Origin of the sequence: Pseudomonas canadensis (genome assembly GCF_000503215.1) — a bacterium.
GTDB lineage: Bacteria > Pseudomonadota > Gammaproteobacteria > Pseudomonadales > Pseudomonadaceae > Aquipseudomonas > Aquipseudomonas canadensis.
In genome coordinates this window covers 505,360-531,908 of the sequence record NZ_AYTD01000001.1, presented here as the reverse complement: position 1 = coordinate 531,908, position 26,549 = coordinate 505,360, and the positions used below count along the sequence as shown (strand labels likewise).

Genomic DNA, 26,549 nt, shown 5'->3' with positions numbered 1-26,549 from the left:
TTGCCCCCGATGACGGCCTACCTGACACAAAAAATTCAAAGCCTTGCGGAGCCCCTGATGAGCACTCAAAAGATTTCCTTCTACAACCTCGCCTGGCGCTGGCACTTCTACGCCGGCCTCTTCGTCGCCCCGTTCATGGTGCTACTGGCCCTGACCGGCATCATCTACCTGTTCAAACCCCAACTCGACCCACTGATGTACGGCGACCTGCTCAAGGTCCAAACCGCCGAGCACGCCCTGAGCGCCGACGAGCAACTGCAACGCGCCAAAACCGCCTACCCCAACGCCGCGATCAGCAAATACCTGCCCCCTGCCGACAGCACCAGCAGCGCGCAATTCGTGATGCACGACAGAGGCCGCGAAGTAACCGTGTTCGTCGACCCCTATCGCGGCACGGTCCTCGGTGAGCAGGACTCGAAATACAACCTGCAAGCCATCGCCCGCGCCCTGCACGGCGAGCTGATGATCGGCACCGTCGGCGATCGCCTGGTGGAACTCGCCGCCGGTTGGGGCGTGATGCTGGTGGTGTCGGGCCTGTACCTGTGGTGGCCACGCGGCAAGTCCTCGGCGGGTGTGCTGTGGCCGCGTTTCAACAGTCGTGGCCGGGTGCTTTGGCGCGATATGCATGCGGTCACCGGTTTCTGGGGCGCGTCCTTGTTGCTGGTGATGCTGCTGAGCGGCATGACCTGGACCGGCTTCTGGGGCAAGCAATATGCCGACCTGTGGAACACCTTCCCGGCGGCGATGTGGAACAACGTGCCGCAGTCGGACCAACAGGCGCGCGTGCTCAATACGGCCAGCCAACAGACCGTGCCCTGGGCCATCGAAAACACGCCGATGCCGGTGTCAGGCGACCATGCCGAACACATGAACCACGGCGCTATGCATTCAGCTCCGGCGGCGCCCACCTTGCGCTTGCAACAAGTGGTCGACTTGGCCAACGCACGCCACGTCGAGCCCGGCTACAGCATCACCTTCCCCACCACCGCCGAAGGCGTATTCACCGTCGCAGTGTTCGCCAACGACCCACGCAATGACGCCACCCTGCACGTGGACCAATACACCGGCAAGGTGCTGGCCGATGTGCGTTGGGAACATTACAACCTGGTCGCGCGAGCCACCGAGACCGGCGTGATGCTGCACGAAGGCAAGATGTTCGGTTGGGTCAATCAACTGATCGTGCTGTTGATCTGCCTGATGATCCTGCTCAGCGCCGTCAGCGGCGTGGTCATCTGGTGGAAGCGTCGGCCTCAAGGCGGCCTGGGCGTTCCGCCGCTGCGTCATGACCTGCCAAAGTGGAAAACCGCGATGGTGATCATGCTCGCCCTGGCGATCATTTTTCCTCTTGTTGGCGCGTCCTTGATTGCAGTGTGGGCACTGGATCGCCTGGTGCTGTCGCGCTTTTTTGCGCAACGTGAATCTGCCTCGGGTTCAGCATGAAACCGGCGAGATGCCCGACACAGAGGCCTTCTGTAGCCTTGCGTCCGGGCTGTGCCTGGTATGGCTGGACGTGGCTGCGCGCACGCTGATCGCCCCTGAACACCTGCCCATCGGCGTGGCCACGGCGGCGATTGGCGGGGTGTTTTTCATCGGACTGATGCCCAAGCGCTGACTGCGCCCCGTTGTAGCGCATCGCGATGCACCTGGCACCCCGCCCTGCCATTTGATGGTGCGCAACCCGGGCGCAACACGCGGCAAAGCGACTATTTCATGCCCTTTCCCGACTAGGCACAGCGCTTGCAATCACCTCCTCGACTTTGTCCCCCTCATAACAATTTTGAGTTCACGGAGATCGCACCATGAAGCGTCGCAGCTTGATCAAGGCTTTCACTCTTTCGGCGTCCATTGCCGCCATGGGCATGACCTGGACGATCCAGGCCGCCGAGACCATCAAGGTCGGCATCCTGCACTCGTTGTCCGGCACCATGGCGATCTCCGAAACCTCGCTCAAAGACATGGCGCTGATGACCATCGACGAGATCAACGCCAAAGGCGGTGTGAACGGCAAGATGCTTGAGCCGGTGGTGGTCGACCCGGCGTCGAACTGGCCGCTGTTCGCGGAAAAGGGCCGGCAATTGCTGACCCAGGACAAAGTCGCGGTGGTGTTCGGTTGCTGGACCTCGGTGTCGCGTAAATCCGTGTTGCCCGTGTTCGAAGAACTCAACGGCCTGCTGTTCTACCCGGTGCAATACGAAGGCGAAGAGATGTCGCCAAACGTGTTCTATACCGGTGCGGCGCCGAACCAGCAGGCGATCCCGGCCGTGGAATACCTGATGAGCGAAGAAGGCGGCAGCGCCAAGCGCTTCTTCCTCCTGGGCACCGACTACGTGTACCCGCGCACCACCAACAAGATCCTGCGTTCGTTCCTGCATGCCAAAGGCGTAGCGGATAAAGATATCGAAGAGGTCTACACCCCGTTCGGCCACGCCGATTACCAGACCATCGTCGCCAATATCAAGAAGTTCTCGGCGGGCGGCAAGACCGCGGTGATCTCCACCGTGAACGGCGATTCCAACGTGCCGTTCTACAAAGAACTGGCCAACCAAGGCCTGAAAGCCACCGACGTACCGGTGGTAGCGTTCTCCGTAGGTGAAGAAGAACTGCGCGGCATCGACACCAAGCCGCTGGTGGGCAACCTCGCCGCCTGGAACTACTTCCAGTCGGTGGAGAACCCGGTGAACAAGAAGTTCGTTGCCGACTGGAAAGCCTACGCGAAGAAACACAACCTGCCAGGCGCCGACAAAGCTGTGACCAACGATCCGATGGAAGCAACCTATGTCGGCATCCACATGTGGGCGCAGGCGGCGGAAAAAGCCAAGTCCACCGACGTCGACAAAGTGCGTGAAGCGCTGGCCGGGCAGACGTTCGCCGCGCCTTCGGGCTTCACCCTGACCATGGACAAGACCAACCACCACCTGCACAAGCCGGTGATGATTGGTGAGATCCAGTCCGATGGGCAGTTCTCGGTGGTCTGGCAGACCCAGGAGCCGATCCGGGCGCAGCCGTGGAGCCCGTACATCCCCGGCAATGACAAGAAGCCGGACTATGCCGTCAAGAGCAACTAAATCTCTGTAGGAGCCGGCTTGTCGGCGATGGCGTCCTTGAAATCGCCATCGCTGGCAAGCCAGCTCCCACACCGTCCGTGAATGATCAGGACATTTTGTTATGCCCACTGCCTTTTACCGCTTCATCCTTATGGCCCTGCTGTTGCTGCCCTTGGCGGCACACGCCAGCGATGCCGAAGACTTCCTGGCTGCCAACCCCAGCCAACAAGCGAAGCTGCTCCAGGACTGGGCCACCCAGCCCGACCCGGCACGCATCGAGCTGGTGGACGCCCTTGAACAAGGCCAACTCACGCTCAACGGTGAAACCAAAACCGTGCGCCTGAACAACCGCCTGCGCAGCCTGATCGACAACGTCCAAGCCAGCCAGCAACTGCTCGCCGCCGACCCCAAGGTGCGCCTGGCCGCAGCGGTGACCCTGCAAAAAAGCGCACAACCGGCGCAACTGAAATTCCTCGATCAGCAGGTCGCCGCCGAGACCAACGAGGACGTGCACACCGCCCTCAGTCTGGCCCTGGCCAACCTGCAACTGGTCGACCCCGACCCCGTCGTTCGTCTTGCCGCCGTACGCCTGTTGGGCAGCACCGGTGATCCACTGGCGCGCACGCGTCTTGAGGCGCTGCTCGCCCCCGGCGTCGAGACCGATGCAGCCGTGCACACCGCCGCCGAAACCAGCCTGGCCCAAGTCAAACGCAAGCTGATGCTCGGCGAAATCCTCGGGCAAGCCTTCAGCGGTATGTCCCTTGGTTCGATTTTGCTGCTGGCAGCCCTGGGTTTGGCAATCACCTTCGGCCTTCTCGGCGTGATCAACATGGCCCACGGCGAGATGCTGATGCTCGGCGCCTACTCCACGTATGTGGTGCAACTGCTGATGCAGCGTTACGTGCCGCAAGCCATCGAGTTCTACCCGCTGATCGCCTTGCCCGTGGCGTTTTTTGTCACCGCCGCCATCGGTATGGCCCTTGAGCGCACGGTGATTCGCCACCTCTACGGTCGGCCACTGGAAACGTTGCTCGCCACCTGGGGCATCAGCCTGATGCTGATCCAGCTTGTCCGATTGCTGTTCGGTGCGCAGAACGTCGAAGTGTCCAACCCGGAGTGGTTGTCCGGTGGCATTCAAGTGCTGCCCAACCTGGTGCTGCCGTACAACCGCATCGTGATCATCGCCTTCGCGCTGTGTGTGGTGGTGCTGACCTGGCTGCTGCTGAACAAGACCCGCTTGGGCCTCAACGTGCGTGCCGTCACCCAGAACCGCAACATGGCGGCCTGCTGCGGCGTGCCCACCGGGCGTGTGGACATGCTCGCGTTTGGCCTGGGCTCAGGTATCGCCGGGTTGGGCGGCGTGGCGCTGAGCCAGATCGGCAACGTCGGCCCGGACCTGGGCCAGAGCTACATCATCGATTCCTTCCTAGTGGTCGTACTTGGCGGTGTAGGCCAGTTGGCCGGTAGCGTCATGGCCGCCTTTGGCCTAGGCATCGCCAACAAGATCCTGGAACCGCAGATCGGCGCCGTACTCGGCAAGATCCTGATCCTCGCGCTGATCATTCTGTTTATCCAGAAACGCCCGCAGGGACTCTTCGCACTGAAAGGACGGGTGATCGACTGATGAACCAACCATTGATGCTGACGGCCACGCAAAAGGCTGGCCCTAAGGTGACGATTGCGGTGGGCGTGGTGATTCTCGCGCTGCTGCTGGCGTTGCCATTATGTTCACTGCTGTCACCGGAAAACCCGTTGCATGTGTCGGCCTACACCCTGACCCTGGTGGGCAAGATCCTCTGCTACGCCATCGTCGCCCTGGCGCTGGATCTGGTGTGGGGCTACGCCGGGATGTTGTCCCTCGGCCACGGCCTGTTCTTCGCCCTCGGTGGCTACGCGATGGGCATGTACCTGATGCGCCAGGCCTCCGGCGATGAGTTGCCGGCGTTCATGACCTTCCTGTCGTGGACCGAATTGCCCTGGTATTGGGTCGGCACCCAGCACTTCCTCTGGGCGCTGTGCCTGGTGGTGTTGGCGCCAGGCTTGCTGGCGCTGGTGTTCGGCTTCTTTGCCTTCCGCTCGCGTATCAAGGGCGTGTATTTCTCGATCATGACCCAGGCCCTGACCTTTGCCGGGATGCTGCTGTTCTTTCGCAACGAGACCGGCTTTGGCGGCAATAACGGCTTCACCAATTTCCGCAGCATTCTCGGCTTCGGCATTACCGAGCCAGGCACACGGGCGGTGTTGTTTGTGGCCACGGTGCTGTTGTTGATGGCGAGCCTGTTCATCGGCTGGCGCCTGGCGCGCAGCAAGTTCGGCCGAGTGCTGACCGCCCTGCGTGATGCGGAAAACCGCCTGATGTTCTGCGGCTACGATCCGCGCGGCTTCAAGCTGTTCGTGTGGGTACTGAGCGCGGTGCTATGTGGTTTGGCAGGTGCGTTGTACGTGCCGCAGGTGGGCATCATCAACCCCAGCGAAATGTCACCGACCAACTCCATCGAAGCCGCCGTGTGGGTTGCTCTTGGCGGGCGCGGGACCTTGATCGGCCCGCTGCTCGGCGCTGGCGTGGTCAATGGCATGAAGAGCTGGTTCACCGTGGCCTTTCCGGAATACTGGCTGTTCTTTCTCGGCGCGCTGTTCATCATCGTCACCCTGTACCTGCCCAAGGGCGTCATCGGCCTGCTGAAGAAATGAGGAACGTCATGCTTGAACCTATTTTCGATGCAGGCGCCGGCCGCGAAGCCATCGGCCTCGGCCAAGTGGCCGGCAAGGGCCTCAACACGCGCCATGGCACCATCCTGACCCTGGAAGATATCAGCGTCAGCTTTGATGGCTTCAAGGCGCTCAACAACCTCAACCTCTATATCGGCGTCGGTGAACTGCGCTGCATCATCGGCCCCAACGGCGCGGGCAAGACCACGCTGATGGACGTGATTACCGGCAAGACCCGGCCCAGCCACGGCACCGCCTGGTTTGGTGAAAACCTGGACCTGACCCGCCTGAGCGAAGTGCAGATCGCCCAGGCCGGCATCGGCCGCAAGTTCCAGAAACCCACGGTGTTCGAAGCCCTGAGCGTGTTCGAGAACCTGGAGCTGGCGCAGAAGACCGACAAGTCCGTGTGGGCCAGCCTGCGCGCACGCTTGAGTGGCGAGCAGAAAGACCGTATCGACGAAGTGCTCGACACCATCCGCCTGACCGCCTCAGCAGAGCGTCAGGCCGGGTTGCTGTCCCACGGTCAGAAGCAGTTCCTGGAAATCGGCATGCTGCTGATGCAGGACCCGCAATTGTTGCTGCTGGATGAACCAGTGGCGGGCATGACCGACGCCGAAACCGAATTCACCGCCGAGCTGTTCAAGCGCCTGGCGGGCAAGCACTCGCTGATGGTGGTGGAACACGACATGGGGTTTGTCGGCGCGATTGCCGACCACGTCACCGTGTTGCACCAGGGCAGCGTGCTGGCCGAAGGGTCGCTGGAACAGGTGCAGGAAAATGAGCGGGTGATCGAAGTCTATCTCGGTCGCTGAGGAGAGCTGAACATGCTGCAAGTCGACAAGTTGCACCAGTACTACGGCGGTAGCCACATCCTGCGCGGGCTGTCGTTTGACGTGAAGATCGGCGAAGTCACCTGCCTGCTCGGACGTAACGGCGTGGGCAAGACTACCTTGCTCAAATGCCTGATGGGTTTGCTTCCAGCCAAAGAAGGCGCAGTGAATTGGGAAGGCAAAACCATCACCGGGTTCAAGCCGCACCAGCGTGTGCATGCCGGCATCGCCTACGTGCCACAGGGCCGGGAGATTTTCGGGCGGCTGACGGTGGAAGAAAACCTGCTGATGGGGCTCTCGCGCTTCCCCGGTTCGCAAGCCAAGGAAGTGCCCGAGTTCATCTACGAGCTGTTCCCGGTGTTGCTGCAGATGAAGCACCGGCGTGGCGGTGACCTGTCCGGCGGGCAGCAGCAACAGCTTGCGATCGGCCGCGCGCTGGCCAGTCGACCGCGACTGCTGATCCTCGATGAACCCACCGAAGGCATCCAGCCGTCGGTGATCAAGGAGATCGGTGCGGTGATCAAGAAGCTGGCGGAGCGTGGCGACATGGCGATCCTGCTGGTAGAGCAGTTTTACGACTTTGCCGCCGAGCTGGCCGACCAATACCTGGTGATGTCCCGTGGTGAAATCGTGCAGCAGGGCCGTGGTGAAAATATGGAAAGCGAAGGTGTGCGCGGCTTGGTAACCATCTAATCTGTAGCCTCCTAACGATAAATACTCTGCCATGAACCTGCCCGTTACTCCTGCCCTGTTCACCCCCAGCTGGCACGCCGAGCTGGAACTCGGCTATGCGCGCTTCGGCGACACCACGCGGCCGGTGATGCGTCGCCACCTCGGCCCGTTGCGCGTGCAAAAACACCTGTACGCCGAAGGCCCCGAGGTGTGCCAGCACATCATCGTGCACCCGCCCGGAGGCATTGCCGGCGGTGATCGCCTGGACATCAGCGCCCACGTCGGCGCCGGTGCCTGGGCGCAACTGACCAGCCCCGGCGCCGCCAAGTGGTATCGCGCCAGCGGGCCGGCTTTTCAACAGCTCGACCTGACAGTAGAAGCCGGCGCCACGCTGGAATGGCTGCCTCAGGAAACCATCGTGTTCAGCGCGGCCCAGGCCGAACTCACTACGCGTATCGATCTGCAGGGTGATGCACGGTTGTTCTACTGGGACGTGGTCGCTCTAGGTCGCCCCGCCAGCGGCGAGCGCTTCGACCTGGGCCATTTTCAATCGCACCTGGATATCCGCCGTGACGGCCAGTTGCTCTGGCATGAGCGCCAGCGCATTGTGGGCGCCGATGGTTTGCTCGATTCGCCCATCGGCCTGGACGGGCAACCGGTGTTTGCCACGTTGCTGCTGACGGGCGATATCGACACTGAATTACTCGAAACCTGCCGCGCCCTGCCCCACGCGGTGCGCGGCGACCTGACCCAATTGCCGGGCTTGCTGGTCGCCCGCTGCCTGGCCAGCGAGGCGCTGCATGCTCGCGCTTGGCTGATCGATTTATGGCGCCTGTTACGCCCCGCAGTACTGGGCCGTGAAGCCGTCCCCCCCCGAATCTGGAGCACTTGAACCATGGACCTGACCCCACGGGAAAAAGACAAACTGCTGATCTTCACCGCAGGCCTTGTGGCCGAACGCCGCCTCGCACGCGGGGTGAAGCTCAACTACCCGGAAACCATCGCCTACATCTCCGCCGCCTTGATGGAAGGCGCTCGCGATGGCCGCACCGTGGCCGACCTGATGCACTTCGGCACCACCCTGCTCAGCCGCGAACAAGTGATGGAAGGAATCCCGGAAATGATCCCGGATATCCAGGTGGAAGCCACCTTCCCCGACGGCACCAAGCTGGTCACCGTGCACCAACCGATTGCGTGAGGTCTGATAATGATTCGTGACGCAACCCAAAACGATTTGCCGGCGATCCGCGATATCTACAACGACGCGGTGCTGAACACCACGGCGATCTGGAACGAACAACCGGTGGACCTGGGCAACCGCCAGGCCTGGTTCAGTGCCCGGCATGCCCAGGGCTATCCGATCCTCGTCTCGGTGGAAAACGGTGAAGTCACCGGCTACGCCTCGTTTGGCGATTGGCGCCCGTTCGAAGGCTTCCGCTACAGCGTGGAGCACTCGGTGTACGTGCGCAGCGACCAGCGCGGCAAAGGCGTGGGCCCACGCCTGATGGAAGCCCTGATCGAACGCGCACGTGGCTGTGGCAAACACGTCATGGTCGCTGCCATCGAAAGTGGCAACCAGGCCTCGATCCGCTTGCATGAACGCCAAGGCTTCATCACCACCGGGCAAATGCCCCAAGTGGGCATCAAGTTTGGCCGCTGGCTGGACCTGACCTTTATGCAACTGACCTTGAACCCGGGCGCCGAACCGCCCAAGGAGTGACGTCGATGAACGCCGCGCAACTGCGTCGAGTCAATGCGGAAAGTTTTGCCCATTACCGTCTGGGCTTGATCGAGCTGTTGCTGGACGCGGTCAAGCATGGCGCCTCTGTTGGTTTCATGGCCGACTTCGACGAGGCCCAGGCCCGCGAGTATCTGCGCAGCGTGCAGGCCAGCATCGAAGACGCCAGCCTGCTGCTATGGGTGGTGGTGCGTGATGAACAAGTGATCGCCAGTGTGCAGTTAGCACTGTGCCAGAAAGCCAACGGCCTCAACCGCGCCGAAGTGCAGAAGCTGCTGGTGCACAGCAGCGCACGACGCCATGGCCTCGGCCAGCAATTGATGAACACCCTGGAACTCGCCGCCCGCCAGCACAAGCGCGGCCTGTTGTACCTGGACACCGAAGCCGGCTCACCCGCCGAAGCCTTCTACCAGTCGCTGCGCTACACCAAGATCGGCGAATTGCCTGACTACTGCCAAAGCCCGGACGGGCGCTACAGCCCGACCGCCATCTACTTCAAGACCCTGGGGCAACCTGCATGATTCCTGGTGAATATCAGATCCAGCCTGGCGACATCGAACTGAATGTCGGCCGCCGTACTGTCATCCTCAGCGTGGCCAACAGCGGCGACCGGCCGATCCAGGTGGGCTCGCATTACCATTTTTTCGAGACCAATGACGCGCTGACGTTTGATCGCGCTGCAAGCCGTGGCATGCGCCTGAATATTCCGGCGGGCACGGCGGTGCGGTTTGAGCCGGGGCAGAGTCGTGAAATCGAGTTGGTCGACTTGAGCGGTGGGAGACGGGTATTTGGGTTTGCAGGTCGAGTCATGGGTGATCTTTAGGCCCTCTTCGCGAGCAAGCCCGCTCCCACACTTAGAATGCATTTCAAAATGTGGGAGCGGGCTTGCTCGCGAAAGCGGATTCACATTCAACACATATTTATCAGGGCAACCACATGAAAATCAGCCGCCAAGCCTACGCCGACATGTACGGCCCCACCGTCGGTGACAAGGTCCGCCTGGCCGACACCGAACTGTTTGTCGAGGTCGAACAGGACTTCACGGTCTACGGCGAAGAAGTCAAATTCGGCGGCGGTAAAGTCATCCGTGATGGCCAGGGCCAAAGCCAGTTGCTCGCCCATGACGTGGTCGACACGCTGATCACCAATGCGCTGATCATCGACCACTGGGGCATCGTCAAAGCCGACGTCGGTCTGAAGAACGGCCGCATCCACGCCATCGGCAAAGCGGGCAACCCGGACATCCAGCCCGGTGTGACCATGGCCATCGGCGCCAGCACCGAAGTGATCGCGGGCGAAGGCATGATCCTCACCGCCGGTGGCATCGACAGCCACGTGCACTTCATCTGCCCGCAGCAAATCGAAGAGGCGCTGACCAGCGGCGTCACCACCATGATCGGCGGCGGTACGGGACCTGCGACCGGCACCAACGCCACCACCTGTACCTCCGGCCCGTGGCACCTGGCACGCATGCTCCAGGCCAGCGATTCGTTCCCGATGAATATCGGCTTCACCGGCAAAGGCAACGCCAGTCTGCCGGAGCCGTTGATAGAGCAGGTCAAGGCTGGCGCCATCGGCTTGAAGCTGCATGAAGATTGGGGCACCACCCCGGCGAGTATCGACAACTGCCTGAGCGTCGCCGATGAATACGACGTACAGGTGGCGATCCACAGCGACACCCTCAACGAATCGGGCTTCGTCGAAACCACCCTCGCCGCGCTCAAGGGCCGCACCATCCACACCTATCACACCGAAGGGGCTGGTGGCGGCCACGCGCCGGACATCATCAAGGCCTGCGGTTTTGCCAACGTGCTGCCAAGTTCGACCAACCCGACGCGGCCGTTCACCCGCAACACCATCGACGAACACCTCGACATGCTGATGGTCTGCCATCACCTCGATCCGAGCATTGCCGAAGACGTGGCCTTCGCCGAAAGCCGCATCCGCCGCGAGACCATCGCCGCCGAAGACATCCTGCACGACCTCGGCGCGTTCTCGATGATCAGCTCCGACAGCCAGGCCATGGGCCGCGTCGGCGAGGTGATCACGCGCACCTGGCAGACCGCCGACAAGATGAAAAAGCAGCGCGGCCCGCTGCCAGGTGACGGCCCGGGCAACGACAACTTCCGCGCCAAACGCTACATCGCCAAGTACACCATCAACCCGGCGATCACCCACGGGGTCAGCCATATCGTCGGCTCCATCGAAGTCGGCAAATGGGCCGACCTGGTGCTCTGGCGCCCGGCGTTTTTCGGCATCAAACCGACCCTGATCCTCAAGGGCGGCGCGATTGCCTCAAGCCTGATGGGCGACGCCAACGCCTCGATCCCGACGCCGCAACCGGTGCACTATCGCCCGATGTTCGCCAGCTTCGGCAGCTCGCTGCACGCCACCAGCCTGACCTTTATCAGCCAGGCCGCCCAGGACGCCGGATTGCCCGAGGCCCTGGGTTTGAAAAAGCAGATCGCTGTGGTCAAGGGTTGTCGTAACGTGCAGAAAACCGACTTGATCCACAACGATTACCTGCCGGATATCGAAGTCGATCCACAGACCTATCAGGTCAAGGCTGACGGCGTTTTACTGTGGTGCGAGCCAGCCGAGGTGTTGCCGATGGCTCAACGTTACTTCCTGTTCTGATGCTTCTATTGGCGCGCAGGCACCGGGTATACCCGGTGCCTGCGCTCAACCGCCATCAACTGGCGGGTTCAACGGTGAAAGGGATTTCCACCCGTCGCAATTTCGCCCGATCAATCGCCTGGCCAGTGATCGTCTTGAGCGTTGCTTTCATCTCATCCTCAATCACTTTCACCTCGGCAACGTACTCGTCATCGGTCATGACGGTACCCGGGGCATACGCACTCTCCGTTTTTTTCAATTCAGAACCCAGCACCCTGATTTCAATCTTCAACTGTTCCTTTTGCTCGAGGGAAAGCTCGATGCCTCGCGCGCGCTCCTCCAGCGCCATATAGAACTCGGTAGTGAGGTCCAGCCGGCGCCTGAAACCTTTGAACGTGCTGCGATTGGAGCCTTCAACGTAGGATGTCCAGAACGGTTGATCGAGGAGCACGTCATCCAGCAAATCCCCAGCCTCAAGGTCCATCACGCGTTGATAGGCGGCATCGATCATTGCCTTATCAACCCCGGCAATCCTTCTGAATTGCATCTTGCGAAACTGCCAGGGCAAGTCCAGCCGTTCTGCCAGATCGGTCATGAACGCCATATGCACCTCAACTTCGTCGATGGTTCCCTGGACCTCGCCGTCAGCACCGACTCGCGTGAACTCCTCACCCTGCTCCAGGCGCTCGGCGACCGTCTTGTGGGCGATCCTGGTCAATTCATCCAGCCGCCCCTTACCCCGTGCCAGCGTGGCCAGCTCGGTTTCCACCAGTCCGGGATTGCCCAACTCATACGCCTCATGAATCAGCACCTCCATGCCCATGGCGTTGAACAACTGCGCACCGGCATCGACACACGAAGTGCCGGGTTCAGCCATGGTGAACAACTTCAAGCGCAACTCCGTGTTCTCGGCCATGGCGTCGAGCATTCGCCACACCTTGGCAGTCAGGTCGACCCGGTAAAGCGTGTCATTGACGTAATGGGACGATTGGGTCAGTTTGCGGATCTCGTTGAAAAACTGAACCGATCCGGTCTCGTCCTCGACGCTGTTCCAGACCTTCTGCCGGGCGACCCACTCGGATCGAGACATGCCCTCTTCCCAGTAGAGGCTATCGCGCACGCCACGCGGCGGATAAGGGCGATCGGGGTCAAGGCCGACGGACTCGATGTAATCGCGCAACGTCTGCAAATTGTCTGCTGAAAGAAATTCCGGATCACGGCTCACCACGGTTCGCGCCAGTATTTCCGCCTGGACCGAACCACGGGGTACTGCAGGAATATCGGTGAGCAGGTTTTGCTGCAGATCCAGGTAAAAATGTCGCAACCGCGGTTGCGCGAACAGGCCACTCGGCCAGCTTCGAATGCGTGTGTCTGCCAACAGAAGCGTATGCAACAGGCTCATCCTGCTTATATCTGGAGGGGTTCTCAATGGGTTACCCACCAGGTCCAGTGTATTGAGCCGTGTGAGCACTGCCAGGTCGGCGATGCCTCGCGCGTCCATCACAATCTGGTTACCGCGCAGGTTCAAGTCGGTCAAGGCACGCATGCGCCCGAGTGCATTCGGAATGCGCGTGAGCAAATTGTCGTTGGCGCTCAGCGAGCGCAAACGAGGGAAATGATCGAGGAACGAAATGTGTATATTGGACAATTCGGTGCTGCTCAAATCCAGCCGGGTGACGTGATCGAAATTGCCTTCCAGAGTAGGCATGGTGTTCAGGTGCCGTCCTAGCGGAACATTGTGTAAATCCAGCACCGAGCCCTGCAGGTTGCCGAACGAATCCACGTCGCGCAGACCGCTGTGCTGCCAGCACTCCCGCACAGCCTTGTATAGCGCATTGCGCGACTGCCATTCCGCAACCCCGGCTGGCGAGTAGCGGAACGCTTCGGTCGGCGAGCTTAACCAGCGTTGAAAGTTCGCGTTGAGCCTATTGAACTCCGCTTCCAGCGCGCTCGCCCTTTGCTCGATATCGGCATCACTTCCGCCCGCCTGCAGATAGGCCTCGGCTTCAGCCTCTGACCATCCGGGGCGCACGACGCGCACTCGCACTTGGGGCGTCAGTTGCCCGGTGACTTGACCCAGCCCCTGAGAAACTCCGCGCATGCCGCCTCGCACGCGCATAGTCAGCGGGTCATAGTGCGGCTTGCGCACCGGATTATCCGCCAGCAAGGCAGTGAACCTGTCTCGTGGCAAGGGGTCTTGTAGAACGGCCTGTTTGAGCGTGGCCCCCTGGTTGATCTGATAGCCCAACGCATCTCGCTCGGCGTCGGGGAGGGCATGCAATATGGAGCCATAGAGATCGTCGGGCCCATAGAGGTGCAAGTCGTTGGCGTCACGGGCTTCGTACTTTCCATTTTCGCTGACGAGCACCCGGCAAATGTCAGCATCAACCGGGCCGAGGCTGTTGTTCAAAGGTCCGTCAAACGAAGATCCACGGATTTCAATCCGTACATTTTCCGGCCACTCGGGTAACGCCTGTAGAGAATGCAACGCCAGTCGCTCGGTGTCTGCACCGTAGGCCACATCGAAAAACAACCCTTCATAGGCGCGTGCAACTCGAGACGTCAGCGCGGCAACTCGCGCCCGTTCCTGCAACGCCAGCGGGATGTGTGCAGAGTCGGTAATCTTCGGCAAATCCTCAGCCGCGACGTCAGCCAACAACGCCTCGGCAGCGGCCGTGGAAAGCCCGCTGAATGCATCCTGCAACACCACTGCCTGCGGCGAGCCGGTTTGCCGTCCCGCACGGTTGAGCACATTAAACAAGGAGTCGCTTTGCAGCTTCGCCTGCTCGGCCAACTTGTTTTTCAAGGCATTGATGCGCAGGGGTTGCTCTCGGGAAATGCCCTGTCCAAAGATGGCCCGAATGTCGGCTTCGCTCATAAACTTCACCGCAAACTCAGGCAGTTTTCCTGCGCGTATTTCGGCGCGGGTAATCTTCAAAGTGTTCGCTGGCGATGCGTCGACGTCACCAAACTTTATCGAGGTGCCCCAATGTTCGGCACCTTCAAATAGCTCGATGCCGATGTGCTCGGGCCATCCCGGCAGCTCCAGCAGCAAGTGTGGCATCTGCTCAATAAAGGCCTGCGGCACCTGATCGAGTTTGATCTGCTCCGGCAAGTTGCCTACCTCGGCCCACGCTTTGAAGCGTCCCAGGGTGTCGAGCAACACGGCCGGCGGTGGCTGGTTGACCACATGCAGCCTGCGCAACTCGTCCTCGCCTACACCGCTAGCCACACGAACTTGCTCCAGCGTCGCATCGGAAAGACCTTCAGCCATGGGTCCAAGTCGGCGCATGAGAGTAGGCTTGTCCCACTCGAGCGGACGCTCAAGTTCAGTCTTCCAGCCGCCGGCACCGTTGTGTTCGAGTTTGGGCTGATACGCTTTCGGTCGACTCGGATGCGGCATGCATGACTGGCCTGTGCGCGGATCATCGCGAACCTCGAAATGCTGGCCGTCATGTTTGAGGATGTCTTTGTTGCTGTGCCGAAACAGGCCCTGCTCATTGGGCTTCGCATCGGTGGCCAAGGCAATGTCATGGGCGTAGGGGGCCAGGTTCTTGTTCCACAGGCGCATGCTGCCATCGGGCAGTTGAACCGGTTTCAGGTTGTCGATGAGCGAGGATGGCCTGACCGGCGTGGCGGTACCACCCGGCAGGACATGCCCCGCCATCATCAGCGCCAACTGCGCCGCATTGATCATCACCCCGACCAGATGGGCCGCCGCTTCTTCCTTGTCGCCCTTGCTCCACTCCTCTATACCCTCCATGGTTTCGAGGAGCATTTGCCCCACCATGACTGCCAGCAGCGGTCCGGCCAGGCCAGGCACGAGCATGGCGCCGAAATTGAACACATTCCAACCGATATTCAGGTAGGTGGTCAGCCGGTTCCAGCGCGTGGCAGCGTCTTCATCGTCAGTCAGCACCGCGATCTGCCGTGCGTCCGCTATCGCCTTTTCCCTGCGCCAGCGACCCATTCGCGGCCACAAATCGCCGGGGATGACGTTGGTGATAGGTTCGGCGTTGGGGTTTTCGACGGCGGTTTCGCGCCACCAGGGCCCCATGTCCAATGGGCCACGGGCAGTCCAGGTATAGGTCGTGAGGCGCTCACGCACGCGGGCAAAGAACCGGCCCTTGTCTTTGTGCGCAATAAATCGACTAAAAAACTCCTGGTAACTCGGCGAACGCAGTTGGCCCAGCAATACCTTCATGAAGTCCGCGAGGGAGTCATACTCTTTGATGGGGTGATCAGGATCATCGGGTACATAAACCAGCAATGTGCCGTCCAGACGGCTCTGCTCGTAAAGATCATTGCGTTTCATCATGGCTTCGACCAAGCCCTTGGGCCCATTGGCGAAGAACGCCTTCAACAACTTGAATTGGTCAAATTCCTGTCCTGGCAACAGGGTCAGGCGTCGCGACCACTCCATCAGCGTTCGCTGGTGCTGCGGCACCAAGCTGTCATAAAGCCGTTTGACTTCGGAAGGGTCCGCAACGGCGCTGAACAATACAACTCCCGAGACGTTAAAACCCATCAGCGAGAGCCGATGGCAATGCAAAGGGCGATTACCCAATAGCACGCCCTGATTACCTTGGTGGATCTGCAACAGTTTTGCCCAACTCCCTGAAGAAACGTCGTTCTTCAAATAGGCAATGAAAGACGATTCTTTGAAGGCGGCTTTTTCAATATCCATTTCTTGTTTGGCGACGGCCGACATAGCGGCTGCCTGCTCGGGCATCAACAAGGCCTTTATATGCGTTTGATATTGCGCCCCTAGATCGAGCTTGCGGCACAAGGTCGCAAATTTTTCTACGGTCAACTCATGGCGCTGCAACGCGTTGGTGCTGTCGAGGGTGAAGATGCCGGAACCATCGCGAAACGCACCGGCCAACGTTTCCGGCTGCTCAAAGTTGTGCAGTGCCGCTTCCAGTAATGAAGATTGCCGCATCCGGCTGGCATTGCTATCGATGCCGGGAAACAGAGGGGCCGGGATGTATAACCGAATCACGGTCGTATTGACGTCCAGTTCCAGTTGTAATTCGTCTTTCAGTGCGGCAACGAGCAACGGCTCGGCAAAGGCATTGATGTCCTGCTGCAAGTTTTCCAGCGTTGTTTGCAGCGGGCCCTGGAGTCGCCAGCGTCTATCAATCAAGTCGTCAAGATATTCTTGATTCATGCGCCGCGCATTGATGTACCACTCAGGAAAACTCGCTTGCGTGTTGATGATCGATATCAATACCGAGGGCGGAGCGTCTTTTATCGGCGTCGGCAACTTGCTCAGCAGATAATCACGGTAGACGTTCGGCTGCCCCGCGACAGCTGAGTGCAATACATCAACGGTGGAACTACTCGTTAGCTGGCTCATCTTGCATATCCTATGCAGTAAATTCACTTGCCAGTGTCAGTGAGCCCCAAACAAAAAAAAAGATTAAAAAATGGCTGAAAACAACACAATCCAGTTGAAGTTACATTGAATTTTGCCTGCTGAAAAACAAGTAATTACCGCGCACTTAGTTCCCACATATATAGGCACGGCGGCAAAGTATTTTTAGCGCCCGGCACACAGGGCATCGGAGCTTGGATTCATCCTTTTGATCACTCGGCCATGCGCCCCCCGACTGTTGTTCTTACACCATCCGGGGGGCTATTCATCTACCAAGGCTCACTCTTCCAGGTTGAGTATTTCCTGAGGAGTCAGCAGATCGATGAGCTTGCGCTCAGTCAGCTGTTTTTCCTCAGCCAACGCCGTGAACTGGCGGTTGCATTCACCACTGCTCATCGTGCGTATGGCTAGCTCAAGCTGCTCCATGCGACTGTAGATAGGCTCGTCAGCCAAGTCGAACCTGGAGCGATATTTATCCTTCAGGTACTCGCCCCAGAAGTCTCGACGAGCAATCGACTCAATCTCCTGCTTCGAATCCCGCAGGCTATTCACATGGTCCTCGGCAGCACGCAGCTTTGCTCGCGACACGTATTGGTGACCGGTGTATTCAGCTTGCTTGGGCTGCCCGGGCAATTGGAGTCTGTCGCGCAGACTCACCCGATAAGACAGTCGTACTTCGATTTGATCCATCAACAACAGCTGATTGCCCATTTCACTCGACAATATGTTGGAGCGGACAATCAGCTGAATGCGCTCTTTGATATCGTTGAGCGCAAATGCCTCGACCTCATCCAGGCGGAACAGACCTTTGGCCAATTTGAGCAACTCAACGCCCGCGCCAGCCTCACCGACCTGCGCCAACGCTTTATGAATCTGCACCTTGATTTCCAGTTCGCTAAACACCAGCGCGGCCCGATCACTGCACGTCTGTGGTTCGCCCGCAGCTTTGAACAACTCGCGACGCAGTGCTTCATTTTGTTCTGCCGCATCCAGCACCGCCCACACCCGCGCTTTGAGATCGGAATATGACTTTTTGTATTCGGCCGTTTCTTTCAACTTTTCCAACAACCGGAAAAATTCTTCGCTCTCACTGACTATGCTGCCACCCTCTCCTCCTGCCGCTTCTCGCTCCAGAGCCTCAGCATCGAGTAGCGCCCACTGTACTTTTTTCGCGGCCTGCTCAGCCGTCGAAAAGCCTTTCAACCAATGCTCAACTCTCTGCGCCGATGGCGCTAAAGTGCCGCCGTCTGCGCCACGTTCAGCCGGGCCATCTGGAGGAACTGGCATCAAGCCGGCCTGATCGTCATCCAGAAAGATACGCGTCAGAATGTCGGCATACTGCTGCATGCCTTGATCAGAAAGGGGATTGCCATTGAGTTCAGTGACTTCCAACACACGGTTGATGTCAGGCGCATGCTCCGCTGATGGATTCACCGCCCATTCAGGAAACGAGGTGAGCTGGTTATCACGTAAGTCAAGCATGACTAGCTCCGCTTGATCACGCAGCCCGACAGGCCATTCGGTGAGACCGCAGGCTTGTAGTCGGACGTGGGTCAGGTCCGGCATCTGACTAAAGTCAGGGCGAAGCCCAAGTGGATTGTGGCTCAGTTCGAGATATCTCCAGTGAGTCATCTTCGCCAAAGCGTCGGCTGATTGCTCTGTCAGGGTGATGTTGTTATTGGAAACATCCAGATAAATCAGCGAGGATTTATCAGTGATCATTGTCGGCAACTCAACCAGCCCGTTGGACTGCAACTGCAACTGCACAATAGACGGAAACGAGTCCAGGAACTCCGTGGGCACCTCTGTGAGTCCCATGTTACTCAGGTCCACAAAGCGCACGTGGGAGAAGTAGCCTTTCATCGCAGGCAGCTCCCCGGCGGTGCGGCCGTGAAGATCGAGCTCATACCCCAATGCCCTACCGTTTGGCCCGTACTTCATCGTACCTGCGCGCTTCTGCCAGCAGCGCTGAAGCTTTTCTGCGACTACGGCCTTTTCATACGGCTCGACAGCGGCGATTCTGCCATCCGGCAGTACGCGAGTACTCGGTGTTGACTTCCATTGCTGCAACTCGTTGCGCAGAACTTCCAGCTCTGCCTCAAAATTGACCAGATACTTCTCACGTTGAGTGCCTATCTGCCCCAGAAACTTGTCAATTTGTGCATCGGTATAGTCAGGAAACAGTCTCAAGACCCTCTGCCTGTCTCTTAACAGCCGGGGCTCGCCAGTCCCACGACCACTTAACGGATAACCCAGACGCCCATTGCTCCAGCGTGTGGGCGCCTTGAACCAGGGTCTGATCGGCTGCATCTTCAATACCGAGCGCAACTCTTCCCGTGAAAGCAGGTGCTGGTTGATCAACGTTTCCAGGGCTGGCCCCTGGTTCACGTCAGGCAAGCCCAATGCAGTGCGATGGTCATCGGGCAGAGCATGTTGAAGGGCGGCGAAGAAATCGTCGGGCCCATGCAATTCAAGATCATTCCCGTCACGCGCCTCATACAAGCCGTCGTTTTTTTGCACAAGCACCTTGGTACTCTTAGCCTCTATAGCGCCGGCACTGGCCCGTAGTTGTCCATCAAACGAACCCTGTCGAACTTCAATACGCAAATCAGCTGGCCAGCCAGAGAGTTTCTTCAGCGAATTAAGCACGAGCTTCTCTGTATCCGGGTTGATCAACGCGTCCAGATAAAGCCCCTCGTAGGCACGCGCCAGACGCACTTCACGCTGGGCGATGCGCAAGGCCTCCGCCAATTTGAGCGGTATGGGCTTGGTCTGCAGCGTGTCGGCGAAGTCCCATTTGGCCATTTGTTGCCGTTCAGCACTGCTGGCCTCTTGCAGAAGCGCTTTGATCACTTTCATGGACACACCGCGAAAGCGTGCCCAAATCAAATTGGCTCGAGGGTCGCTGACGTCGGTATCGGCCCTGTAAAAATCATTGAGTAGCTGAGCTTTACGGCGTTCGGCAACCTTGGCAATGGTCGCGCGCAGTGTTGCAACACGTGCGTCGAGGAGGCCGCGCGGAGTTCCAGGCGCTTGCTCCAGTAGCGTATTGGTTTCGCTCTCATCCAGGGCTTCCAGAAGCGTCGGCAGCAGTTCCCCGTTGCGCAACTGCAAATCATGGATCTGCACGGTACGTATTTCGCTCTGTGGACTGTGTGAGCTGAGATATCTCCAGAGTGTCTTGGCCTGTGCGTCGATCACTCGCATCGAGACCTGTTCTGGCCACTTGCAGTAACGCGTCATGACATGCAACTGACTGATCGAGTGGTCCTGAGTAGATAAGGTCGAGGAATCATCCTTCATGGCGGCGATGAACGTTTCGACCTGTTTGTACGCATCGAAGCGACTGATCGTATCGGCCAGCAGTGGCCCTGGCGGCTCGTTCTCGACATGCATTCTGCGCAACACGTCTTCAGAGGTGTCGCTGACATGGCGAATCTGCTCCAGTTCGGTATCGCTGAACTCACTGACTGCATGCCCAAGGCGCCTCATCAACTGGGGGCCCTCCCAGGTTCGCGGCTGTTCCAATTCATGATTCCAGGCACCGGAGCCGTTGGTGTTCAGCTCGGGAGCATAGGCATTGAGGCGTGTGGGGTGCTGCATCCGATACCTGCCCGTGGCCACGTCTTCCTGCACGGCGTAGTGACTGCCGTCCAGCGGCAGAACATCTCGCCCATCAAAGCGATGAAGACCCTGTGCGTTGGGTCGGGAGCTTTCCGGCAACGTCATGTCCAACTGATAGGGCTTGAGGTCCGGCTTCCACAAACGTGTCTTGCCACTGGGGAGCACGACGGCTTTGAGCTCTTCGATAAAAGGTGAAACCGCGAAATGGAATACTGGCGCCAACGCCAACATGGTTGCCAGGTTCTCCACGACATCAGTGATATGCGCCCAGCCTGCCTCCCGGTCACCCCGGCTCAACTCACGAACACCTTCAATCGTCTCGAACAACAATTGGTTTGCGGTGATCAATAACATCGCGGCGCCTGCGGGCGGCACAAAGAACGCGGCAATACCCACGATGAACAGGCCGACGTTCAGATAATTGGAGAGTCGGCGCTCGCGAGTGAGGTTGTCCTCGGCAGCCGTAGACACAGCCAGCACTTGGGCGTTCTCGAGGATACGTCGGCGGTGCTGCAGGTACATTTCAAACCAGATGCCGGACATACCCAGCCACTGCATGTCGAGCGAGATCTTCAGGTGCAGGTCGATGTTTTCCAGGGGATCGCGCCGCCAGTGCCGGTCAACCAAAGGACCGACCAATCTGGAGGCCGGCTCAAGGTACTTCAGATAGGTTCGCACCCCGTCTGTCCAATAGGCACCGGACGGGAAGTCTTTGACTTTCTCGGTGAATCGAAGAAAAAACCGGCCGCGGTCCTTTTCCGACACGAAGCGGCTGAAAAACCGCTGGTAGTCGGTGAGCACATCCCGGCCACTGTCGATCCTGCTCCCCTGCGGCCGGTACAGCAGTTTATGGGTAAGTTCCTCTTCAAACTCGGCCAATGACGCGTAATGTTTGACCGGATGTTCGGGATCGTCCGGAATATAAACAATGACATAGCCGCCGTCGTAGCGATTCCCGTGCGTGGGAAAAAACAGCGCGCACTCGGCAATGTCATATCCCATCAATCGCATTGGGCTATAACTGATCGTTCGACGTATGTCGTTATCTTTGACCTCGAACTTATCGCTGATCAACTCGACCAATAAATCATAATGTTTGCGCTTAATATCCTTTTTCAGCAAGGCGGCAAACGCGGCGGCCTTCAAGGCTGCTTTTTTATTATTGATAAAGGGCACACGACCCAGCTCAGATCTTCCGCCGGGGCCATAGAGCTTATCTTTTATATGTTTCTCATATTGTCCGCCGATGTCCAGCTTGCGACAAATGGCAACGAATGTCTCAACCTTCATCGGCGCTGGTCGGATGACATCGAAGTGCCCCCGCGCATCGGGCTCAGTTATAAACAACGACTCGCCGTCGAAGTAACCCGCCTCAGCTTCAAAGGCTTCGAAATTATGCAGAGCCGCCTGTAACAAGGAAAAAGTCCTGCTACGAAAGTCGCCCGTTTGAACGCCTGTCGGAAGGCCGAAAAACTTATACTCCACTGGGTAATACAGGCGCAGCCAGGTAGTGTCGACATCCAGCTTGACGCCTGCTTCGGCCAAGGCTGCGGTTAATTTTGGTTTAGCGTAGGCGGTGATGTTCTGCACGTCCCCGAGAAACTTTTCCCATTCATTTTGCGCATGACAGTCAGCCTCCAGTAACTGTTTTAATTGCTTCTGTTCCTCAGTGGAACATTTTTCATACCAGTCTGGAAGGTCAGGCTTGGTGTCTTTAAGCACTTTACGCCGCACGGGTGAAGCGCCAATGAGGCAGCCTGGGATGATATTTTTAATCAAGTCAAAATGAATACCCTTATCGTTGCTCTCGGGATTATCACCAGCGACATTTACTACTGAATTTCCAGTCATTTCACACATTCCATATGCAGTTGAATTCAATAACCGTTTTAGGCATTACCGATAAAAAATAAATTAATGCCCGCCGGGCAGCTCTTGACCCGAGAACAGAATTAACCATTTAAATAAGTGCAAAAAAGAATAGTCTTTTATTGCTTTTATCAGGAATGTCGACTGCGTTAACTATGTATGCAGAAACGAACGAAGTGCGCCTGGTTGAACCAAGACGGCACACGGTCTTTCAGGAAGTCGTAGTGAGCACCGCGAGCGCTGGCGTTGAACACACCAACGGGGGTGGCAGTTGCAGTAGGGTTTGACATGGCGGATCGTCCTTGACGGGTGACAAAGACACCAGCCTATAGAACGATCCGACACGGTCGGACTGCATAGATATTGTGCAGGCAGCCTGAGTGCATGGGGGGCTCCTGCGTTTTTCGCGAGCACGGCATGGCCCCCTGCCTCGCCCCTCCACTGGACAGCGTCAGGGCTTACGATCAGCTATTCCAGGTTTGCCTCGGATCGAAGTCAGCGTTTTTCGCCAACGCCTGCCACAACGCCTTGGCCTCTTCGTCGACCTCTTTGGGCATCACCACCTTGAGCTGAATAAACAGGAAGCCGCGCTCCCCGCTCTTGTTCAGCAAGCCATGGCCCTTGGCGCGCATACGCTGGCCGTTCTGGCTGCCAGCAGGCACCTTGAGGTTGATCTTGCCGGTCAGCGTCGGCACAGCCACTTCCGTGCCCAACGCCAACTCCCACGGTGCCAGGGGCACTGTGATTACCAAGTCCTGACCTTCCACCTCGAACTTAGCGTGCGGTGCAAACTTGATGATCAGGTACAGATCACCATTGGCCCCGCCGCCAATCCCCGGTGCGCCCTGTGCCTTGAGGCGGATGCGCTCACCGTCGGCCACGCCGGCGGGGATCTTCACGTTCAGGCTCTTGGTAGTGTTGCTCACATGCCGGCCCGAGGCATCGTATTGCGGCACCTGGAAGCTGATCTGCTTGGACTCGGTGGACAGTGTCTCTTCAAGGGACACTGTCAGTTGCATCTCCACGTCCTGACCCTTGCGCCCAGCCGGACGGCGCTGGCCGCCACCAAACGCATCGCCACGGGAGCCGAAGATCGAACTGAAGAAGTCCGAGAAATCCTCACCGCCACCGCCGCCAAAGCCGCCACGGCTCTGCCAGCCCGGTGGTCCCTGGAAAGGTTGGCCATGCTGGCCGTATTTGCGCAGTTCGTCGTATTCGGCGCGCTTGTCAGCGCTCTTGAGCGCCTCATAGGCTTCGGACGCGTCCTTGAACTTGGCTTCGGCGTCTTTTTCCTTGCTCACATCCGGGTGATATTTGCGCGCAAGCTTGCGATAGGCCGCCTTGATTTCCTTGTCGTCGGCCGTCGGCTCTACGCCCAATATCTTGTAGTAGTCTTTGAAATCCATCGGCGGTTCACCATCCTTAATCGAGATCGCACAGCCCGGGGCACAGCGTGCGCTGCATTGCACCTGTTGAGTGATGTGGCCTGGGGGTGCGTCAAAGTGTTATCGGCACTTGCCGTATGCAGCAGATGTGGGGGCAAATCCCCAGGTTTCAAGCACGATTTAACAGATGGTCGGCCTACGCATCCGGCGTCGACTGGCATACACTGCGCGGCCGTTTTTCAACCGGAACCTGATTGTCATGGAAAACTCATCCCCAGCCCGTGCCTGCGGCATCGACTTTGGCACGTCCAACTCCACCGTCGGCTGGATCCGCCCCGGCGAGGAGACGCTTATCGCGCTGGAGGACGACAAGATCACCCTGCCGTCGGTGGTGTTCTTCAACTTCGAGGAACGCCGCCCGGTCTACGGCCGCCTGGCGCTGCATGAGTACCTGGAAAACTATGAAGGCCGACTGATGCGCTCGCTCAAGAGCCTGTTGGGCTCCAAGCTGATCAAGCACGACACCAGCGTGCTCGGCACGGCGATGCCATTCACCGACCTGCTGGCGCTGTTTATCGGCCAGCTCAAGAGCCGCGCCGAAGCCAATGCCGGCCGTGAGTTTGAAGAAGTGGTGCTGGGTCGCCCGGTGTTTTTCGTCGACGACGACCCAATGGCCGACCAGGAGGCCGAGAACACCCTGGTCGACGTGGCACGCAAGATTGGCTTCAAGGACATCTCGTTCCAGTACGAGCCGATTGCCGCCGCGTTCGATTACGAGTCCACCATCCAGAAAGAAGAGTTGGTACTGATTGTCGATATCGGCGGCGGTACCTCCGACTTCTCCTTGGTGCGCCTGTCACCGGACCGTCGCCACAACGACAACCGCCAGAGCGACATCCTCGCCACCGGCGGCGTGCACATCGGCGGTACTGACTTCGATAAACAGCTCAGCCTGCAAGGCATGATGCCGCTGTTCGGCTACGGCAGCCGCATGAAAAGCGGCGCCTACATGCCCACCAGCCATCACATGAACCTCGCCACCTGGCACACCATCAACTCGGTGTACTCGCAAAAATCCCAGTTGGCGTTGGGCAGCATGCGCTACGACATCGAAGACACCGGTGGCATCGACCGCCTGTTCAAGCTGATCGAACAGCGCGCCGGGCATTGGTTGGCGATGGAAGTGGAAGAAACCAAGATCCAACTGACCCACGAAGACAGCCGCCATGTGGCGCTGGACCGCATCGAAGCAGGCCTGAGCGTAGACCTGAGCCGGGCGCTGTTCGAGTCGTCCATCGACAGCTTGCTGGAGCGTGTGCGCGGGAGCGTGACGCAACTGCTCAACGACGCATCGGTGAGCGTGGCACAAGTGGACACGGTGTTTTTTACCGGCGGCTCCAGCGGGATTCCGGCGCTGCGCCACAGCATTTCGGCGATGCTGCCGAATGCGCGGCATGTGGAAGGCAATATCTTTGGCAGCATCGGCAGCGGGTTGGCCATCGAAGCCAGCAAGCGCTACGGTTGCTAAAAAGATCGACTGTAGGAGCGAGCTTGCTCGCGAAAAACCTGAGAGCGCTGCGTTATCGTTGGCGTTCTTCGCGAGCAAGCTCGCTCCTACAGGTTACTGCGTCAAACCATCCCACCGAGCTTCAGCTCACTCTTCAAATACGCATAATAAATCGGCCCCGCCACCACACCCGGCAGGCCGAACGCGGCCTCAAACACCAACATCGCCAGCAGCAACTCCCACGACTTGGCACTGATCTGCCCGCCCACGATCCGCGCATTGAGGAAATATTCGATTTTGTGGATCACGATCAGATACCCCAACGCCGCCACTGCCACCCAGATCGACAGCGACAGCGCGACGATGGTGATCAGGGTGTTGGACATCAGGTTACCAATGACCGGCAGCAGGCCGAGCAGGAACGTGAGGACGATCAGGGTTTTGGTCAACGGCAGGTGAATCCCGCACAACGGCAGTACCACGGCGAGGAACACGGCAGTGAAGGCGGTGTTGAGCGCGGCGATCTTGATCTGGGCGAATACGATATTGCGAAAGGCCTGGACCAGCAGGTGCAGGCGGTCGAACAGCGCGGCGGCCAAGGGTTTGCGTTTGGTCAGGTCGGGGACGCGTTGCAGAGCGATGATGGCGCCAAGCACCATGCCGATCAGCAGGGTGACAAACATGTGGGCGGCGTCTTTGCCGACCAACTGCAACTCGCTCAGGTGCTTGCTTAGCCAGTCGCCGATGGCCACGCGGAACTCGGCGGCACTGGCAGGCAGGTAAGCGTCGAGGAACGGCGGCAACTGGCCGCGCGCGCGATCAACCACACCCATGAATTTATCGAGAGAGGCCCCGGGATTTTCCGCTTCGTGGAGCAGGAAGCTGATGGCGCCGGCGAAGATCAGGGTCAGCACGCTGACGATCAGGGTGCCGAGCAAGGCGACCGCCAGCCAGCGCGCACGCCGTCCTTCGATCAGCCGTTGCAGTTGGGGGGTCAGCATGTTGACCAGCTCGAACACCAGCAGGCCAGCCAGCAAGCTGGGCAGCAACTTGAGCGGCAGTACCAGCAGCAGTCCGCCAAAAATGATGATGTAGCTGGCCAGCAATATCACATGACGCTGAGAAAACGTTGGCATACAGCCTCAAAACGAACGGCGTTAAAGGATGTTGATGTAGGA

At 58.9% G+C, this 26,549-nt stretch carries 17 protein-coding genes and 1 pseudogene; 14 read left to right on the top strand and 4 right to left on the bottom strand.

The window, feature by feature from the left end:
• The first annotated feature begins 57 nt into the window (after window positions 1–57).
• The 13 genes and pseudogenes from U367_RS0102280 to ureC all read left to right on the top strand — a co-directional run bounded on the left by U367_RS0102280 (window position 58) and on the right by ureC (window position 11,630).
• Entirely contained in the window at window positions 58–1,440 is a 1,383-nt protein-coding gene (locus tag U367_RS0102280) for a PepSY-associated TM helix domain-containing protein (protein WP_028615560.1), read from the top strand.
• 31 nt (window positions 1,441–1,471) lie between these two features.
• Window positions 1,472–1,612, top strand: a pseudogene (locus tag U367_RS1000000130640) (iron chelate uptake ABC transporter family permease subunit); the annotation flags it as partial.
• A gap of 187 nt (window positions 1,613–1,799) precedes the next feature.
• Window positions 1,800–3,065, top strand: coding sequence for an urea ABC transporter substrate-binding protein (urtA, locus tag U367_RS0102270; protein WP_028615559.1), 1,266 nt, complete (start codon window positions 1,800–1,802; stop codon window positions 3,063–3,065).
• Between the two features lie 100 nt (window positions 3,066–3,165).
• Window positions 3,166–4,668 (top strand): urea ABC transporter permease subunit UrtB, encoded by a 1,503-nt coding sequence (gene urtB, locus U367_RS0102265; protein WP_028615558.1) that lies wholly within the window; start codon window positions 3,166–3,168, stop codon window positions 4,666–4,668.
• On the top strand, window positions 4,668–5,735 hold the full coding sequence (gene urtC, locus U367_RS0102260; protein ID WP_028615557.1) for an urea ABC transporter permease subunit UrtC: 1,068 nt from the start codon (window positions 4,668–4,670) through the stop codon (window positions 5,733–5,735). The genes urtB and urtC overlap by 1 nt, the downstream gene beginning before the upstream one ends.
• Window positions 5,732–6,565 (top strand): urea ABC transporter ATP-binding protein UrtD, encoded by an 834-nt coding sequence (gene urtD, locus U367_RS0102255; protein ID WP_161634118.1) that lies wholly within the window; start codon window positions 5,732–5,734, stop codon window positions 6,563–6,565. The genes urtC and urtD overlap by 4 nt, the downstream gene beginning before the upstream one ends.
• A gap of 12 nt (window positions 6,566–6,577) precedes the next feature.
• Window positions 6,578–7,276 (top strand): urea ABC transporter ATP-binding subunit UrtE, encoded by a 699-nt coding sequence (gene urtE, locus U367_RS0102250; RefSeq protein ID WP_028615555.1) that lies wholly within the window; start codon window positions 6,578–6,580, stop codon window positions 7,274–7,276.
• Between the two features lie 31 nt (window positions 7,277–7,307).
• Entirely contained in the window at window positions 7,308–8,147 is an 840-nt protein-coding gene (locus U367_RS0102245) for an urease accessory protein UreD (protein ID WP_028615554.1), read from the top strand.
• Between the two features lie 3 nt (window positions 8,148–8,150).
• Window positions 8,151–8,453, top strand: a complete 303-nt coding sequence (locus tag U367_RS0102240; RefSeq protein ID WP_010213535.1) for an urease subunit gamma — start codon at window positions 8,151–8,153, stop codon at window positions 8,451–8,453.
• A gap of 9 nt (window positions 8,454–8,462) precedes the next feature.
• A complete protein-coding gene (locus tag U367_RS0102235) occupies window positions 8,463–8,975 on the top strand; it encodes a GNAT family N-acetyltransferase (RefSeq protein ID WP_028615553.1) in 513 nt (170 codons plus the stop codon).
• 5 nt (window positions 8,976–8,980) lie between these two features.
• Window positions 8,981–9,514, top strand: coding sequence for a GNAT family N-acetyltransferase (locus U367_RS0102230; protein WP_028615552.1), 534 nt, complete (start codon window positions 8,981–8,983; stop codon window positions 9,512–9,514).
• Window positions 9,511–9,816: an urease subunit beta gene (locus tag U367_RS0102225; RefSeq protein WP_028615551.1), complete on the top strand. Its 306-nt coding sequence runs from the start codon at window positions 9,511–9,513 to the stop codon at window positions 9,814–9,816. Before U367_RS0102230 ends, U367_RS0102225 begins: the two co-directional genes overlap by 4 nt.
• Window positions 9,817–9,929: 113 nt before the next feature.
• Window positions 9,930–11,630 carry an urease subunit alpha gene (gene ureC, locus U367_RS0102220; protein WP_028615550.1) on the top strand — a complete coding sequence of 567 codons (1,701 nt, stop codon included), beginning with the start codon at window positions 9,930–9,932 and terminating at the stop codon, window positions 11,628–11,630.
• A gap of 55 nt (window positions 11,631–11,685) precedes the next feature.
• Here the strand turns inward: ureC and U367_RS0102215 are convergent, their stop codons facing one another.
• The 3 genes from U367_RS0102215 to U367_RS0102205 all read right to left on the bottom strand — a co-directional run bounded on the left by U367_RS0102215 (window position 11,686) and on the right by U367_RS0102205 (window position 23,885).
• The gene (locus U367_RS0102215) at window positions 11,686–16,968 is read right to left on the bottom strand and encodes an NEL-type E3 ubiquitin ligase domain-containing protein (protein ID WP_028615549.1); all 5,283 of its coding nucleotides are present in this window, start codon (window positions 16,966–16,968) and stop codon (window positions 11,686–11,688) included.
• Between the two features lie 297 nt (window positions 16,969–17,265).
• Window positions 17,266–22,461 (bottom strand): NEL-type E3 ubiquitin ligase domain-containing protein, encoded by a 5,196-nt coding sequence (locus U367_RS0102210; RefSeq protein WP_028615548.1) that lies wholly within the window; start codon window positions 22,459–22,461, stop codon window positions 17,266–17,268.
• Window positions 22,462–22,943: 482 nt separating this feature from the next.
• Entirely contained in the window at window positions 22,944–23,885 is a 942-nt protein-coding gene (locus tag U367_RS0102205; protein WP_028615547.1) for a DnaJ C-terminal domain-containing protein, read from the bottom strand.
• Window positions 23,886–24,123: 238 nt separating this feature from the next.
• On the opposite strand from U367_RS0102205, the gene U367_RS0102200 reads away from it, so the two are divergent.
• Entirely contained in the window at window positions 24,124–25,392 is a 1,269-nt protein-coding gene (locus U367_RS0102200; protein WP_028615546.1) for an Hsp70 family protein, read from the top strand.
• Window positions 25,393–25,493: 101 nt separating this feature from the next.
• Here U367_RS0102200 and U367_RS0102195 read toward each other — a convergent pair whose 3' ends face one another.
• Window positions 25,494–26,507: an AI-2E family transporter gene (locus tag U367_RS0102195; RefSeq protein WP_016976954.1), complete on the bottom strand. Its 1,014-nt coding sequence runs from the start codon at window positions 26,505–26,507 to the stop codon at window positions 25,494–25,496.
• Between the last annotated feature and the right edge of the window lie 42 nt (window positions 26,508–26,549).

Coding starts and splice junctions, on each gene's coding strand:
- U367_RS0102280 (WP_028615560.1), top strand. CDS start 58: ATGAGCACTCAAAAGATTTCCTTCTACAACCTCGCCTGGCGCTGGCAC.
- urtA (WP_028615559.1), top strand. CDS start 1,800: ATGAAGCGTCGCAGCTTGATCAAGGCTTTCACTCTTTCGGCGTCCATT.
- urtB (WP_028615558.1), top strand. CDS start 3,166: ATGCCCACTGCCTTTTACCGCTTCATCCTTATGGCCCTGCTGTTGCTG.
- urtC (WP_028615557.1), top strand. CDS start 4,668: ATGAACCAACCATTGATGCTGACGGCCACGCAAAAGGCTGGCCCTAAG.
- urtD (WP_161634118.1), top strand. CDS start 5,732: ATGAGGAACGTCATGCTTGAACCTATTTTCGATGCAGGCGCCGGCCGC.
- urtE (WP_028615555.1), top strand. CDS start 6,578: ATGCTGCAAGTCGACAAGTTGCACCAGTACTACGGCGGTAGCCACATC.
- U367_RS0102245 (WP_028615554.1), top strand. CDS start 7,308: ATGAACCTGCCCGTTACTCCTGCCCTGTTCACCCCCAGCTGGCACGCC.
- U367_RS0102240 (WP_010213535.1), top strand. CDS start 8,151: ATGGACCTGACCCCACGGGAAAAAGACAAACTGCTGATCTTCACCGCA.
- U367_RS0102235 (WP_028615553.1), top strand. CDS start 8,463: ATGATTCGTGACGCAACCCAAAACGATTTGCCGGCGATCCGCGATATC.
- U367_RS0102230 (WP_028615552.1), top strand. CDS start 8,981: ATGAACGCCGCGCAACTGCGTCGAGTCAATGCGGAAAGTTTTGCCCAT.
- U367_RS0102225 (WP_028615551.1), top strand. CDS start 9,511: ATGATTCCTGGTGAATATCAGATCCAGCCTGGCGACATCGAACTGAAT.
- ureC (WP_028615550.1), top strand. CDS start 9,930: ATGAAAATCAGCCGCCAAGCCTACGCCGACATGTACGGCCCCACCGTC.
- U367_RS0102215 (WP_028615549.1), bottom strand. CDS start 16,968: ATGAGCCAGCTAACGAGTAGTTCCACCGTTGATGTATTGCACTCAGCT.
- U367_RS0102210 (WP_028615548.1), bottom strand. CDS start 22,461: ATGACTGGAAATTCAGTAGTAAATGTCGCTGGTGATAATCCCGAGAGC.
- U367_RS0102205 (WP_028615547.1), bottom strand. CDS start 23,885: ATGGATTTCAAAGACTACTACAAGATATTGGGCGTAGAGCCGACGGCC.
- U367_RS0102200 (WP_028615546.1), top strand. CDS start 24,124: ATGGAAAACTCATCCCCAGCCCGTGCCTGCGGCATCGACTTTGGCACG.
- U367_RS0102195 (WP_016976954.1), bottom strand. CDS start 26,507: ATGCCAACGTTTTCTCAGCGTCATGTGATATTGCTGGCCAGCTACATC.